The sequence below is a fragment of the Paraburkholderia sp. BGA-UO-ETr-F12 genome (genome assembly GCF_059567945.1).
The window spans coordinates 38,953-52,963 of the sequence record NZ_JCAQOZ010000014.1; the positions used below are offsets into that span (position 1 = coordinate 38,953).

A 14,011-nucleotide genomic window follows, 5' to 3' on the forward strand; every position below is an offset into this window, starting at 1 on the left:
TCAAGGGAAAAAACCATGAGCGTTTGTCATCTTCGTCATGCGGTCGCGGGGGCCGCGTTTCTCGCCTTCACGGGTTTTGCGGCGTTGTCGGTCACGCCGGCCCTTGCGGCCGACACGGAACTGAATGTCTACAACTGGTCGGATTACATCGCGAAGGACACGATTCCGAACTTCGAGAAACAGGACGGCATCCATGTCAAATACGATAACTACGATAGCGACGATACGTTGCAGGCGAAGCTGCTCGCGGGCAGCTCCGGCTACGATATCGTAGTCCCGACGTCGAACTACATGGCCAAGCAGATTCAGGCCGGCGTCTATCAGAAGCTCGACAAGTCGAAGCTGCCGAACCTTGCGAACCTTGACCCCGTTTTGATGAAGATGATTGGCGACGCCGATCCGGGCAACCAGTACGGTGTGCCTTGGGCCTACGGCACGGATGGTATCGGCTACAACGTGCAAGCCGTGCAGAAGGCACTCGGTGCGAACGCGCCGGTCGATAGCTGGGCACTCGTGTTCGACCCGGCGAATCTGTCGAAGCTGAAAGGCTGCGGCGTGTCGTTCCTCGATCAGGCGGTTGACGTATTCGCGGCCACGTTGCAGTACATGCACAAGGATCCGAACAGCACGAATCCCGCCGATTACCAGGCCGCGTACGAAGTGCTGAAAAAAGTCCGCCCGTACATCACCCAGTTCAATTCTTCCGGCTACATCAACGACCTCGCCAATAACGACGTGTGCGTGGCGGTGGCATGGTCCGGCGACGTCGGCATCGCCAGCCGCCGTACCGCGGAAGCCAAGCGTTCGTATCAGGTGAAGTTCTCGAATGTGAAGGAAGGCGGTTTGCTGTGGTTCGACGTGATGGTGATTCCGAAAGACGCACCGCATCCGGAAGCCGCATTGAAGTGGATCAATTACATCGAAGACCCGAAGGTCAACGCAGCGATCACCAATGAAGTGTTCTATCCGACTGCGAACAAGGCGGCACGTCAATTCGTTACGCCAGCGGTTGCGCAAGATACGACTGTTTATCCGGGCGACGAAGTCCTGAGCAAAATGACGCTCATGAAGCCGATGCCCACCGACATTCTGCGCCTCGAAAACCGTCTTTGGGCGCAGCTTAAAACCGGCCATTAATTAAAGGCAAACCAATCACTTTGATCCCGCGCTCAGGGATCGCTCGAACCCTGAGCGCATGAATGGCAGTAACGGCAGTCAGCCTGCGCCGTCCACGCGCAGTCCCATGTTTTCCGATCGCAGCGCATCTTGCGAGTCGCTTTCCGCGTCTCGTATGGAGACACTTGCGCTCGCGATCCGCAAGGAATGGTTACATCATGAACTCGACGACATCCCATAGCGTAGCCGGCGCCACCCAGATGGCCCGCCCCGCCCCGACGACAAAATCGAAATCGGACGAATTCGTTCGCATCGAAAATGTCGTGAAGAAATTCGGCGACAGCACGGCTGTCGACAACGTCAACCTGAGTATTGCCAAGAACGAACTGTTTGCCCTGCTCGGCAGCTCCGGCTGCGGCAAGTCCACACTCCTGCGCATGCTCGCGGGGCTCGAGACGGTGACGTCCGGGCGCATCTTCGTCGACGGTGAAGATCTTGCCGCGATGCCGCCGTACAAGCGGCCGGTCAACATGATGTTCCAGTCGTATGCGCTGTTCCCGCACATGACGGTCGAAGCGAACATTGCCTTCGGCCTCAAGCAGGAAGGCACGCCGAAGAACGAGATCAAGGAGCGTGTTGCCGACGCGCTCAATCTCGTGCAGATGGGTAAATACGCGCAACGCAAGCCGCATCAGCTCTCCGGTGGACAGCAGCAGCGCGTGGCGCTGGCGCGCTCGCTCGTCAAGCGCCCCAAGCTGCTGCTGCTCGACGAGCCGATGTCGGCGCTCGACAAGCAGATCCGCCAGAAGACCCAGCTGGAACTGGTGAACATCATCGACAAGGTCGACGTGACCTGCGTGATGGTCACGCACGATCAGGAAGAAGCCATGACGATGGCCGGTCGTCTCGCGGTGATGAGCGAAGGCCGCATCGTGCAGATCGGCTCGCCCAGCCAGGTGTACGAGTTTCCGAACAGCCGCTTCTCGGCGGAGTTCATCGGCTCGACCAACCTGTTCGAAGGCACGGTGGTGGCGGACGAGCCGGACCATATTTTCGTCGAGAGCGAAGACCTCGAAACACGCATCTACGTGAGCCACGGCATTACCGGGCCGCTCGGCATGCCGGTGGGTATTTCGGTGCGCCCGGAGCGCGTGAAGGTGTCGCGCGAAAAACCGGCTACGCCGCACAACTGGACGCGCGGCGTGGTTTCCGACGTGGCGTACATGGGTAGCTATTCGCTGTACCACGTGCGCCTGCCGAGCGGCAAGACGGTCGTGTCGAATCTCTCCAGCTCGCACCTGATGAGCGAGGGTGCCCCTTCCTATAACGACGACGTGTTCGTCTACTGGTCGCCGGCTAGCGGCGTGGTGCTGACGCAATGAGCAATCCCACTACCTCCCCCGCGGCGCTCGGCGCGCCGTCCAGCGGCCGTCTCAGCGGCTGGCTGAAGAAACGCCTCCCGTTGCTGGTGCCGTCGGGCCGCACGACGGTGATCGGCGTGCCGTTCCTGTGGCTCACGGTGTTCTTCGCGTTGCCGTTCGTGCTGGTGCTGAAGATCAGTTTCGCCGATCTGCGCCTGGGCATTCCGCCGTACACGGATCTCGTGACGGTCAAGGACGGCATGGTGCATTTCGCGATGCAGCTCGGCCACTACGCGTTCCTGCTGCAAGACGATCTGTACGTCGCGACGTATATCAGTTCGCTGAAGATGGCGGCGATCTCGACCTTCTTCTGCCTGCTGATCGGCTATCCGATTGCGTACTACATCGCCCGCTCGGAACCCACGAAGCGCAACCTGCTGATGATGGGCGTGATGCTGCCGTTCTGGACGTCGTTCCTGATCCGCGTCTACGCCTGGATCGGCATCCTGAAGGACGACGGCCTGCTCAATCACACGCTGATGGCCATCGGCATGATTCATTCGCCGTTGCGCCTCTACCACACGGATATTGGCGTGTATATCGGCATGGTCTATTCGTACCTGCCGTTCATGGTGATGCCGCTGTATGCGCACCTGGTGAAGATGGATCTGACGCTGCTCGAAGCGGCCTATGACCTCGGGTGCAAACCGTGGACCGCGTTCACGCGCATTACCTTGCCGCTGTCGAAGAACGGCATCATCGCCGGCAGTCTGCTGGTGTTCATTCCGGCGGTCGGCGAGTACGTGATTCCTGAGCTGCTCGGCGGCGCCGACACGCTGATGATCGGCCGCGTGATGTGGGATGAATTCTTCAACGATATGGACTGGCCGATGGCATCCGCCGTCACCGTCGCCATGGTTCTACTGCTGCTCGTGCCAATGGCCGTGTTCCAGTACTACCAGGTCAAGGAACTGGAGGGCGCGAAATGATCAAGCCAAATAGAACGCTTTCCAATAGCGTGCTGACGTTCGGATTTCTGTTCCTGTATATCCCGATCATCAGCCTGGTGGTGTATTCGTTCAACGAATCGAAGCTCGTCACGGTCTGGTCCGGCTTCTCGCTCAAATGGTATGGCGCACTGCTGCAGGACGGCGAACTGCTCAATGCAGCGTGGCTGTCGCTGAAAATCGGTCTGCTGACCGCGTGTGCATCGGTGGTGATCGGTACGTGGGCGGGTTTCGTGCTGGCCCGCTTCGGACGCTTTCGCGGTTTCACGCTGTTCGCCGGCATGATCAACGCGCCGCTCGTGATTCCTGAAGTGATTCAGGGCATCTCGCTGCTGCTGCTGTTCGTCGCGCTCGAACAGATGCTCGGCTGGCCGAAGGGGCGTGGTCTCTTCACGATCTGGATCGGCCACGTGATGCTGTGCGTTTCGTACGTGGCGATCATCGTCCAATCGCGGGTGAAGGAACTCAACAGGTCGCTTGAAGAAGCCGCACTCGATCTCGGCGCGACGCCCTTCAAGGTGTTCTTTCTGATCACGCTGCCGCTGATCTCGCAGGCGCTGATGTCCGGCTGGCTGCTGTCGTTCACGCTGTCTTTCGACGATCTCGTGCTCTCCGCGTTCCTGTCCGGTCCGGGCTCCACCACGTTGCCGCTCGTCGTGTTCTCGCGTGTGCGCCTCGGTTTGAATCCGGAAATGAACGCGCTTGCCACGATCTTCATCACCACGGTGACGATCGGCGTGATCGCCGTCAATCGCTGGATGCAGGTGCGTGAGCGCAGGCGCAACCGCGATATGCAGATGGCGTTCGCACTCGCCGATGCCGCCGACCCGTTACCGACAGCACCACAACAAGCCACCGTACGGAAGTCACTCGATACGGCACGCGCATAAGAAGTCCTTTGCAATACGACCAATAAGGAGAATTTGCATGAGAAAGAAGCTCATCTGTCTGTTGGTGGCGGGGAGTTTGCCGGGCATGGCCATGGCAGACGCCACCAGCGACCAGATCAAGGCGCTCCAGGCCCAACTCAACGCACTGCAAAAGGAGGTGAAGCAGTTGCGTTCCGAGGTAGCGTCCAGGCCGAAGGCAGCCGCAGCCAGTACCGCGGCGCCGGCTCCGGCTGTGGTGGCGGCACCGGTCGACATCTCCTCGCCGGATTACGGCAAGGCGCAGGCGACGCTGACCAACGATCAGGTCGATGCGATGAAGCAGCAGATCGCCAATCAGCAGCTGAAGGTCGACTCGCTGGTGGACGCGGCGAACACGGGCCCGATCGCGGGTTTGTCGGTGACGGGTTATATCGATCCGACGTACCTGTATAACCGCGCGCAGAGCAGCTCGTCGTTCCTGTTCGCGAACCACGAAAGCAGCTACAACTACTTCAACAGCACGTTCGGCGATCTGTACCTGGACATCAAGAAGACCTTCGGTGTCGGCCCGATGGCGCCGTCGGCCGAGATCACCCTGATGCCGAACCGCGGCAACGGTATTACGCTGCTGCAGAACGAGCACGGCAATATCGGCAACAACATCCTGAACACGGCGGTCGTCAATGTACCCCTGACGGCGACCACGACGCTCGTGGCCGGTTTGATTCCGAGCTTCGGCGGCTATGAAGTACAGCAGTCGAACCAGATGCTCACGCTCACGCACAACCTGCTGTATGACTTCTCCGACCCGGGCAGCTACATCGGGATCGGCGCGAACTATACGACGGGTAACTGGGCGTGGAAGTTCTTCCTCGGCAACGAGCAGTACCGTACGTATGGCGCGACCACCCAGATCGGCACCAACGCGCTGGGCGATCCGATCACGACCAGCAACAAGATCCCGACCTTCACCGCGCGTACCGACTACACGTGGTCGAGCGCACTGGATATCGGCGGGTCGTTCAATATCGGACGTCAGACGCTACCCAGCGCGATCGATGCGAACACCGGTGCGGTCTCCTACGGCGTAGGCGGCCAGTCGCCCAGCGCGGGCGGCACATTCTTCTTCGGTGAAGCCGACCTGACCTATACCCTCGCCGACGTGCAGTACAACGCCGAAGTCGATTACGGTCAGCAGCAGAATGCCGCGTTCAACGGCGGTCAGGCGCAGTGGTACGGCCTGTCGCTGCTCGCGCACCGCAAGTTCAATCTGCCGGTGGTGGGTCGCATGGGTGCGACGGTGCGCTACGACCTGCTGGTCGACAGCAAGAACGGTGGCGGCGGCGGTGGTATTGCGCTGAACTCGAACGGCATGGACACGGCTGACGGCTTCGGCATTGGCGCGGACTGTCTGGCCAATTCGAAGGCGAACGGCGGTCTGGGCTTCGAGTGCAAGGGGGCCACCCGTCAGGACGTTTCGCTCGATCTGCTGTTCTACCCGACCCAGCAGATCACGGTCAAGGTGGAATACCGCCACGACTGGGCGAACAAACAGGTGTTCCTGAAGAACGACGGTTCGTACGGCAAGTCCAACGACCTGCTCGCGACGCAGTTCATCTACTCGTTCTAATACGACCCGCCTCACCGCGTGGCCCGGCCTTATGGCGGGTCACGCGCCAAGGCCTCTTCCGCATGCTCTGCCTATGCTCCGATTCTCAAACCAGCCTCACGTCGCCTCGTATTACGCAGCAACCGCCAACGACAGCACACGCCACCCTCCGCTCGAAGAAACGCTCAACGTCGACGTCTGTGTGATCGGCGCGGGCCTCACGGGCATCTCGACTGCGTTGAACCTCGCCGAACGCGGCCACTCGGTCGCGGTGCTTGAAGCATCGAAAGTCGGTTGGGCCGCGAGCGGCCGCAACGGCGGCCAGTTGATCGGCGGCTTCGCCTGCGATATCGATACATTCGCGAAGTTCATGCCCGCGGATGACGTGAAGCGTGTTTGGGACATGGGGCTTGAAACCCTTGATATCGTCAAGGAGCGCGTCGCGAAGCATCAGATCGATTGCGATCTGACCATTGGTTATCTGACGGCGGCGAACAAGCCGCGCGATACGGACGCGTTGCAAAAATGGCGCGACGAAGCGCAACGCCGCTTCGGTTACGAGCGCTTCAGCTATGTCGACGCCGATGGCGTCGGCGAGTATGTTCAATCGCAACGCTATCTTGGCGGCCTGTTCGACGCGGACAGCGGCCATCTGCACCCGCTCAACTACACGCTCGGCCTGGCGCGTGCGGCACGCGAGGCCAGCGTGCGGATTTTCGAAGACAGTTGCGTCACCGCGTTGCGCGAGGAAAACGGCCGGCATGTGGCCGAAACAGCGCGCGGCCAGGTGAATGCGCAATTCGTTGTGCTTGCCTGCAATACCTATCTCGGCCAACTCGCACCGGACATCGCCAGCAAGATCATGCCGGTCGGCACCTACGTGATCGCCACCGAACCGCTCGACCCCGATCGCGCCGAAGCATTGATGCCGGCGAAAGCAGCCGTGTGCGACAGCCGCTTCGTACTGGACTATTTCCGCCCGGCGCCCGATAACCGCTTGCTGTGGGGCGGTAAAGTCAGCTACTCGACGTTCGCGCCTCGCAACCTCGGCGAGGCGATGCGCCGCGATATGCTGAAGACCTTCCCACAACTCGACGATGTCAAAATCGACTACGCGTGGGGCGGCTTCGTCGACATTACGATGAATCGCGCGCCGCATTTCGGGCGCCTGTCGCCGACGGTATATTTCGCTCAAGGCTTCTCCGGTCACGGGGTGAACACCACCGGCCTCGCCGGCAAGCTGATCGCCGAGGCGATCGACGGCCAGGCATCGCGCTTCGATCTGTTCGGCAAGATTCGTCACCGCGACTTCCCCGGCGGCGCTACACTTCGCACCCCTGCCCTCGTGCTCGCGATGGCCTGGTATCGAATGAAGGATCTGCTCTGATGAACGCTCCGACTCCCGGCTTCAACACCCTCGACCACCGCGCCGATGCGCTGATCGCCAACTCGTACTACGAGGCGAGCGCGACCCGTCCGCTTACCGACGATCCGACGCTCGACGGCACTGTGGAGGCCGACGTCTGCGTGATCGGCGCCGGCTTCGCCGGTTTGTCGGTGGCGCTCGAGTGCCGGGCGCGCGGCCTGTCGGTGATCGTGCTCGATGCGCACCGCCCCGGCTGGGGAGCGTCCGGCCGCAACGGCGGACAGACCTTGGTGGGTTTCGCGAAAGACGAGATCATCGAGCGTCAGCTCGGTCTCGACGGTGCGCGCGCCGCGTGGGCGATGTCGGTGGAAGGCGTCGCTTTGGTGCGCGAGCGCATTGAACGTTACGGCATCGATTGCGATTTCACCGCCGGTTATCTGACGGTCGCGACCAAGCCCAAACGCGTGCCGGATTTGCGTTCGTGGATGGAGTCGGCCGCGCAACGCTGGGGTTACACGAAACTCTCGTGGCTCGATACCGATGAGGTGCGTTCACGGGTCGCGTCGCGACGTTATCTGGCGGGGGTCTACGATCCGTTCTCCGGCCACCTGCATCCCCTCAAATACTGCCTCGGTCTTGCCGATGCAGCGCGTCGTGAAGGCGCGCAATTGTTCGCGCATTCGCCGGTGATCGAAGTTGTGCGCGGCGCGCGACCCGTTGTGCGGACGGCCGGCGGTGAAGTGCGCTGCCGCTTCGTCGCCGCGTGCGGCAACGCCACGCTCGGCGACGTGCTGCCCGCGCCGGTGGCCGCGCGTATCGCGCCGATCGCGTCGTATATCGTCGCCACGGAGCCGCTCGGTAAAGAACGCGCGGACGCCCTGATCAAAGGGCGCGAAGCGATTTGCGACAACAACTTCTTCCTCGATTACTTCCGTCTGTCGGCGGATCATCGGGTGCTGTTCGGTGGACGCGCGAGTTCGACCGGTGCGTCGCCCGCACAACTCGGCGAAGAGATTCGCCAGCGCATGATTGGCGTGTTTCCGCAGCTCGACGACGTGCGAATCGACTATGCGTGGGGTGGTTTCGTCGACGTGACGCGCAATCGGGCGCCCGATTTCGGCTCGATCGACCCGAATTACTTCTACGTGCAGGGGTTTTCCGGTCACGGCGTGGCGCTGACCGGGATTGCCGGGCGCGTCGTTGCGAAGGCCATGGCCGGTGAAACAGCGGCCTTCGATCTGTTCGCTCAATTACGGCATGCGCGCTTTCCGGGTGGGCCGGCGTTTCGCGGACCGGCGCTGGAACTTGGGATGATGTATCACCGGATTCTGGAGTTGTTCTAGGCGATATCCGGATGCGTCATCGCTGCTGCGCCCGCGGCATTCGCGCCAACGCGCTGCAATTGATGCGGCTGATGCGAAAGGACGGGCTAGGCGTCGAGGCGCGCGAGGGCCAGCGTCACGAAGAAGCGCACGCCGAGCGGCAGCACGTCGTCGTTGAAATCGAACTCGGGGTGATGGCAATAGACCCCGCCCTGTCCAAGCAGCACATAGGCGCCGGGGCGACGCAATAGAAACTCAGAGAAGTCCTCGGAGCCGTTGAGCGGCGGAAAATCGCGCAGCACGTTCTCCGCGCCGAACACTTGCTCCGCCGCCGCTGCCGCTGCTTCGGCCTGCACACGATGATTGATCGTCGCGGGCGAGCTGCCATAGAACGTCACCGCGATCTCGCATTCGGTCGCGAGTGCGACGCCCGCGCAGATCGACTCGATGCGCGCCTTCATCCGTTCGCGCACGCATTCGTCGAACGTGCGCACGGTGCCCGTCATCTGCGCATGCGAAGGAATCACGTTCGACGTGGTGCCCGCATGAATGCTTCCGATGCTGAGTACGGCAGCCGAAGCAGGATCGATCGCGCGGCTCACCACAGTCTGCAGCGCGCAAATGAGTTGTGCGGCAGCCGCGATCGGGTCCCGGGTCTTTTCAGGCGACGAGCCATGACCGCCAACACCGGTCACGTCGATCCGCATCTCGTCGCACGACGCCAGCATGGCGCCGTCACGTACACCGAACGTACCCGGCGCAAAATGCGGCGCATTGTGCATGCCGTAGATCTCGTCGTACGGAAAACGGCTTTCGAGCCCGTCGGCCAGCATGGCCAGCGCACCACCGCCGGTTTCCTCGGCGGGTTGGAAAATCAGCACGAGCGTCCCGGCGAAATCGCGATGACGGCTGAAATGGCGTGCCGTGCCCAGCAGCATCGCGGTGTGGCCGTCGTGGCCGCAACCGTGAAATACCCCTTGCCGCAACGAGCGGTGCAACGGCCGGCCCTCTTCTTCCATCGGCAGCGCATCCATGTCGGCGCGCAATGCGATGGTGCGCCCCATGCCGGGCGCCGCACCCGTGCCACGAATCACGCCGACCACGCCCGTTTTGCCGATACTCGTGTGTGTTTCGATACCCCAGGCGCGCAGTTTCGCGGCAACGAGTTCGCTTGTGCGTGTCTCGTCGAAAGCCGTCTCCGGATTGGCGTGAATGTCTCGCCGCAATGCCACCACTTCGTCGATGTCCGCATCGATTACGTTCAGTCCCACTTTCGCTCCTTGTCTTGAGTGCTGCCGGCCGCGCGCCTCGTCACCGGCGGCGGAGTGGCTATACTAGCCAGCCCCGCGACTGGTCAATTTCCAGTTTTTTATGTACATAGCCAACGCTTATGGGCCGCGGACACCATGAAAACCACTCAATTACGCACCCTCGTGGCGATTGCCGAGCACGGCACGCTGATGGCCGCCGCTGATGCGCTGTGCCTGTCGCAGCCGGCCGTCACCAAGAGCATCAAGGAACTGGAGGCGCGCCTCGGTGTGCAACTGCTGCTACGCAGTGGCTCGGGAATTCGTTTGACACCGTATGGCGAAGCGCTGCTCCGGCGTGCGCGAACTGTCGTGACCGAGATCGCACGGGCCGAGCAGGAGTTGGAGGAGATGAAGTCGTCGGCTGGGCGGACACTCGAGATCGGCGTGTCGCTGCTCGCGGCGTCAATCGTCGTGCCTGAAGCAATTCACGCTTTCCGCAAGCGATTTCCCGATGTGCAGCTCGACGTGCACGAGTACCAGACCACGCGTCTCATCGACGGCCTGCGCGACGGCTCATTCGACATGTGCATCGGTTTTACCGGCGAAGGGGACCCCAGCAACGAATTCCGCGTGACACCGCTCGGCACGGTGTCGCAATCGCTGGCGGTCAAGTCGGGCGATCCGCTGGCGGGCGCAACACAGCTTGCTGGTTTGCGGGAAGCGCACTGGCTCTACAACTACACGCGCAAGAGCGTGCCCGCATTCTGGGCCGCGCTAACCGCGCGCGCGGGTAATACAGGCGCGACGCTGGCGCCGCCTTCGAGGATCACGGTCTGCACCGCGCGGCGGCTCTATGCCGAACTCGCCAGCGAAGCGGGCGTGGTGAGCGTCTGGCCGGATTTCCAGTTGAACGAGGAAATCGAGTGCGGCACGCTGGAGCGCGTCGCGCTCGATTTCGCACTGCCGCCCCTCGCGCTCAGCCTGATTCATCGCAAGGATGGCGTGCTGGGCGATGCGGCGGAATATTTCATCGACTGTCTGAAGAACAACGCGCTGCCTGCCTGAACGCGCGGCGCGGCGCGAAACCGGACTCCGCTGCGCAGTGCCGCGCTGCCCCTGCTGACGCAAGGCAGGCTGCCGGCTTGAGCCACGCCTCCCGCACCACACGTCCCGTTCCCACCCTGCAAACTCACCGGCCTATCAACCTGCCACCTGGCGTTTACCCGAAAACGGCATTTTGTCGACTATTTATCGATAAATTATCGTGTTAGATTTCCTCGCCTACGCGTCATTGCAACCTGGCGCAACCCGTCGCATCGCGGGCGCAACCAGTCTGCGCGAGACATCCGAAACAACACGCACAGCGGCAAAACAACGACATAGCAGCAATACCGGAGAACAGCATGTGGGTCTTGATTGGCGTGCCGATCGTCGTACTCGGCTTCGCATTGCGCTTCAACGCGCTACTGGTGGTAACGATCGCGGGAATCGCCACCGGCATCGCCGGGGGCCTGCAACCGGTGGAGATCGTCAGCGCGTTCGGCAAGGCATTCGCCGATAACCGCTACATGGGCCTGATCTGGCTCACGCTGCCCGTGATCGCACTGCTCGAACGCAACGGCCTGAAGGAACAGGCCAAACACCTGATTTCGCGCCTGCACGCCGCCACCACGGGCCGCGTGCTGATGCTCTATTTCGTGATTCGCCAGATCACCGCCGCGCTTGGGCTCACTTCGCTCGGCGGCCATGCGCAGATGGTGCGCCCGCTGATCGCCCCGATGGCCGAGGCGGCCGCCGCGAACCGCTATGGCGAACTGCCCGACGTGGTGCGTCAGCAGATCCGCGCGAATGCGTCGGCAGTCGACAACATTGCCGTGTTCTTCGGCGAAGATATTTTCATTGCGATCCAGTCGATCCTGCTGATCAAAGGTTTTCTCGAGCAGAACAGCATCGTCGTCGAGCCCCTGCACGTGTCCGTATGGGCGATTCCCACGGCGGTGGCGGCACTCGTGATTCACGTCGTGCGCCTGCTGCTGCTCGATCGCAATCTCTCGCACAAGATGAATGCGCTGGGCGCGGCGGCAGGACAGCAACGAGGTATTGCACGATGACGATCAAGCTCGAATCCCTCTACGTGCTGGCCGGTTTGATGTTTGCCGCGTTCGCGCTTTTCAATCTGCAAGACCGCTCGAATCCACGCCGTATCGTCAACTTTCTGTTCTGGGGCATCTACGCGATCACCTTTATGTTCGGCGGGGAACTGCCGCATTTCGTGACCGGCTGTCTCGCGATTGCACTCGCCCTGATCGCCGGGTCCGGCAAGCTCGGCAAAGGCAAAACCGACGGCAATAGCGAAGCGGCCGCCACGCGCCGCGAAGCCAACGCACGGCGCTTCGGCAATAAGCTTTTCATCCCGGCGCTGCTGATTCCGGTCATTACCCTGCTCGGCACGTTGACGCTGAAATATGTACCGTTCGTCGAGCCGAAGAACGTCACGCTGATTTCACTGGTGCTGGGCACGCTGGTCGCCTTCGGCGCCGCGCTGTTCATGTTGCGCGACTCGCCGGTGCATGCGTTGAAAGACGCGCGGCACACCATGGATACCGTGGGTTGGGCCGCGATTCTGCCGCAGATGCTGGCCGCCCTCGGCGCGCTGTTTGCAATTGCCGGTGTAGGCCACGTCGTGTCGGATCTCGTGAAAACGTGGATTCCGGTCGACTCCGCTTTCGCGGTGGTCGCGGCTTATACATTCGGCATGGCGATCTTCACGATGATCATGGGTAACGCGTTTGCCGCGTTTCCGGTGATGACAGCCGGCATCGGCCTGCCATTGATCGTGCATCAGTTCCACGGCAACCCGGCCATTCTCGGTGCGATCGGCATGTTGTGCGGCTTCTGCGGCACTTTGATGACCCCAATGGCCGCCAACTTCAATATCGTGCCGGCTGCGCTGCTTGAACTGAAAGACCAGAATGGCGTGATCAAGGCGCAGTGGCCAACTGCTTTACTATTGCTGATCGTCAATACCATACTGTTGTACCTGTTCGTATTCCGCTTTTGAGGAGGCGCCGATGACTGTTCAACTCACGCCCGAATTCGCGTCTAAATTCGCCAATCTCGCACTCGCCCATCTCACGCGCGAGTATCCGAACAAGCTGACCCATTCGCTTGCCGGTCCGCAAGACGTGCAGGGCCCGCGCGCGCTGCATCCGATTTTTTATGGCAGCTACGATTGGCATTCGTGCGTGCATGGTTACTGGCTCATCCTGCATCTGCTCGACCGCTTCCCCGATCTGCCTGAAGCAGCGCGCATTGTCGCGGTGGTCGACGAGCATTTCACCCCGGCGAATGTGGCCGGCGAACTGGCGTATCTCGATCTGGCGCATAACCGCGGTTTCGAGCGCCCGTATGGATGGGCCTGGCTGCTTGCACTAAGCGCGCAACTGCACACGCTGAAGCTATCGGAAGCGGCGCGCTGGTCCAAGGTTTTTGCGCCCTTGACCGAGGCCTTTGTCGAACGCTTCGAGGAATTTCTGCCGAAAGCGACCTACCCGTTGCGCGTCGGCACGCATTTCAACATGGCATTCGCGCTTGCGCTCACGCTCGATTTTGCGCGGCAAACCTCGCGTGAATCGCTCGAAGCGCTGCTGGTCAACACGGCGGAACGCTGGTTCCTGAACGATGTCGCGTGCCAGGCCTGGGAGCCGGCCGGCGACGAGTTCCTGTCGCCTTCGCTAATGGAAGCGGAACTGATGCGGCGGGTGTTGCCGCCCGCGCAATTCAGCGAATGGTTCAGGCGCTTTCTGCCGGATCTCGGTGCGAAGAAGCCGGCCACGCTGTTTGAACCTGTCACCGTGACCGATCGCACCGACGGCAAGATTGCCCACCTGGATGGCCTGAACCTGAGCCGCGCGTGGTGCCAGCGTTCGCTGGCGCGCGCGTTGCCGGCCGGCGACGTGCGCCGCACCGTATTGTTCGATTCGGCCGAGCGTCATCTTCAGAGCGCCCTGCCGCACGTGGCCGGCGACTACATGGGCGAACATTGGCTGGGCACGTTCGCCACGCTCGCGCTGGAAGCATAAGCGTGCTTTAGCAGAACCGTCGTTAAGCG

The 14,011-nt window shown here is 61.7% G+C and carries 12 protein-coding genes; 11 read left to right on the forward strand and 1 reads right to left on the reverse strand.

Annotated elements, in window-relative coordinates; translation table 11 throughout:
• Nucleotides 1-15: 15 nt before the first annotated feature.
• The 7 genes from AC57B6_RS06075 to AC57B6_RS06105 all read left to right on the forward strand — a co-directional run bounded on the left by AC57B6_RS06075 (nucleotide 16) and on the right by AC57B6_RS06105 (nucleotide 8,671).
• The gene (locus tag AC57B6_RS06075; RefSeq protein ID WP_028194835.1) at nucleotides 16-1,137 is read left to right on the forward strand and encodes a polyamine ABC transporter substrate-binding protein; all 1,122 of its coding nucleotides are present in this window, start codon (nucleotides 16-18) and stop codon (nucleotides 1,135-1,137) included.
• 197 nt (nucleotides 1,138-1,334) lie between these two features.
• Nucleotides 1,335-2,498: an ABC transporter ATP-binding protein gene (locus AC57B6_RS06080; RefSeq protein ID WP_028194836.1), complete on the forward strand. Its 1,164-nt coding sequence runs from the start codon at nucleotides 1,335-1,337 to the stop codon at nucleotides 2,496-2,498.
• A complete protein-coding gene (locus AC57B6_RS06085) occupies nucleotides 2,495-3,466 on the forward strand; it encodes an ABC transporter permease subunit (RefSeq protein ID WP_106357846.1) in 972 nt (323 codons plus the stop codon). Before AC57B6_RS06080 ends, AC57B6_RS06085 begins: the two co-directional genes overlap by 4 nt.
• Nucleotides 3,463-4,374, forward strand: coding sequence for an ABC transporter permease subunit (locus AC57B6_RS06090; RefSeq protein ID WP_046572770.1), 912 nt, complete (start codon nucleotides 3,463-3,465; stop codon nucleotides 4,372-4,374). Before AC57B6_RS06085 ends, AC57B6_RS06090 begins: the two co-directional genes overlap by 4 nt.
• Nucleotides 4,375-4,411: 37 nt before the next feature.
• On the forward strand, nucleotides 4,412-5,983 hold the full coding sequence (locus AC57B6_RS06095; RefSeq protein ID WP_046572769.1) for a DUF3138 family protein: 1,572 nt from the start codon (nucleotides 4,412-4,414) through the stop codon (nucleotides 5,981-5,983).
• A 73-nt stretch (nucleotides 5,984-6,056) separates the two neighbouring features.
• Nucleotides 6,057-7,349, forward strand: coding sequence for an NAD(P)/FAD-dependent oxidoreductase (locus AC57B6_RS06100; protein WP_496420844.1), 1,293 nt, complete (start codon nucleotides 6,057-6,059; stop codon nucleotides 7,347-7,349).
• Nucleotides 7,349-8,671 (forward strand): NAD(P)/FAD-dependent oxidoreductase, encoded by a 1,323-nt coding sequence (locus tag AC57B6_RS06105; RefSeq protein ID WP_496420845.1) that lies wholly within the window; start codon nucleotides 7,349-7,351, stop codon nucleotides 8,669-8,671. The genes AC57B6_RS06100 and AC57B6_RS06105 overlap by 1 nt, the downstream gene beginning before the upstream one ends.
• An 86-nt stretch (nucleotides 8,672-8,757) precedes the next feature.
• Here the strand turns inward: AC57B6_RS06105 and AC57B6_RS06110 are convergent, their stop codons facing one another.
• A complete protein-coding gene (locus tag AC57B6_RS06110) occupies nucleotides 8,758-9,921 on the reverse strand; it encodes a M20 aminoacylase family protein (protein WP_496420846.1) in 1,164 nt (387 codons plus the stop codon).
• A gap of 135 nt (nucleotides 9,922-10,056) precedes the next feature.
• Here AC57B6_RS06110 and AC57B6_RS06115 point away from each other — a divergent pair, with 135 nt between their 5' ends.
• The 4 genes from AC57B6_RS06115 (at nucleotide 10,057) to AC57B6_RS06130 (ending at nucleotide 13,982) form a co-directional block, all read left to right on the forward strand.
• Complete coding sequence (locus AC57B6_RS06115; protein WP_496420847.1) at nucleotides 10,057-10,965, forward strand: LysR family transcriptional regulator; 909 nt, start codon at nucleotides 10,057-10,059, stop codon at nucleotides 10,963-10,965.
• Between the two features lie 338 nt (nucleotides 10,966-11,303).
• Complete coding sequence (locus tag AC57B6_RS06120; protein WP_496420848.1) at nucleotides 11,304-12,011, forward strand: DUF969 domain-containing protein; 708 nt, start codon at nucleotides 11,304-11,306, stop codon at nucleotides 12,009-12,011.
• Complete coding sequence (locus AC57B6_RS06125) at nucleotides 12,008-12,961, forward strand: DUF979 domain-containing protein (RefSeq protein ID WP_028194844.1); 954 nt, start codon at nucleotides 12,008-12,010, stop codon at nucleotides 12,959-12,961. Before AC57B6_RS06120 ends, AC57B6_RS06125 begins: the two co-directional genes overlap by 4 nt.
• A gap of 10 nt (nucleotides 12,962-12,971) precedes the next feature.
• A complete protein-coding gene (locus AC57B6_RS06130; protein ID WP_028194845.1) occupies nucleotides 12,972-13,982 on the forward strand; it encodes a DUF2891 domain-containing protein in 1,011 nt (336 codons plus the stop codon).
• Nucleotides 13,983-14,011 lie beyond the last annotated feature (29 nt).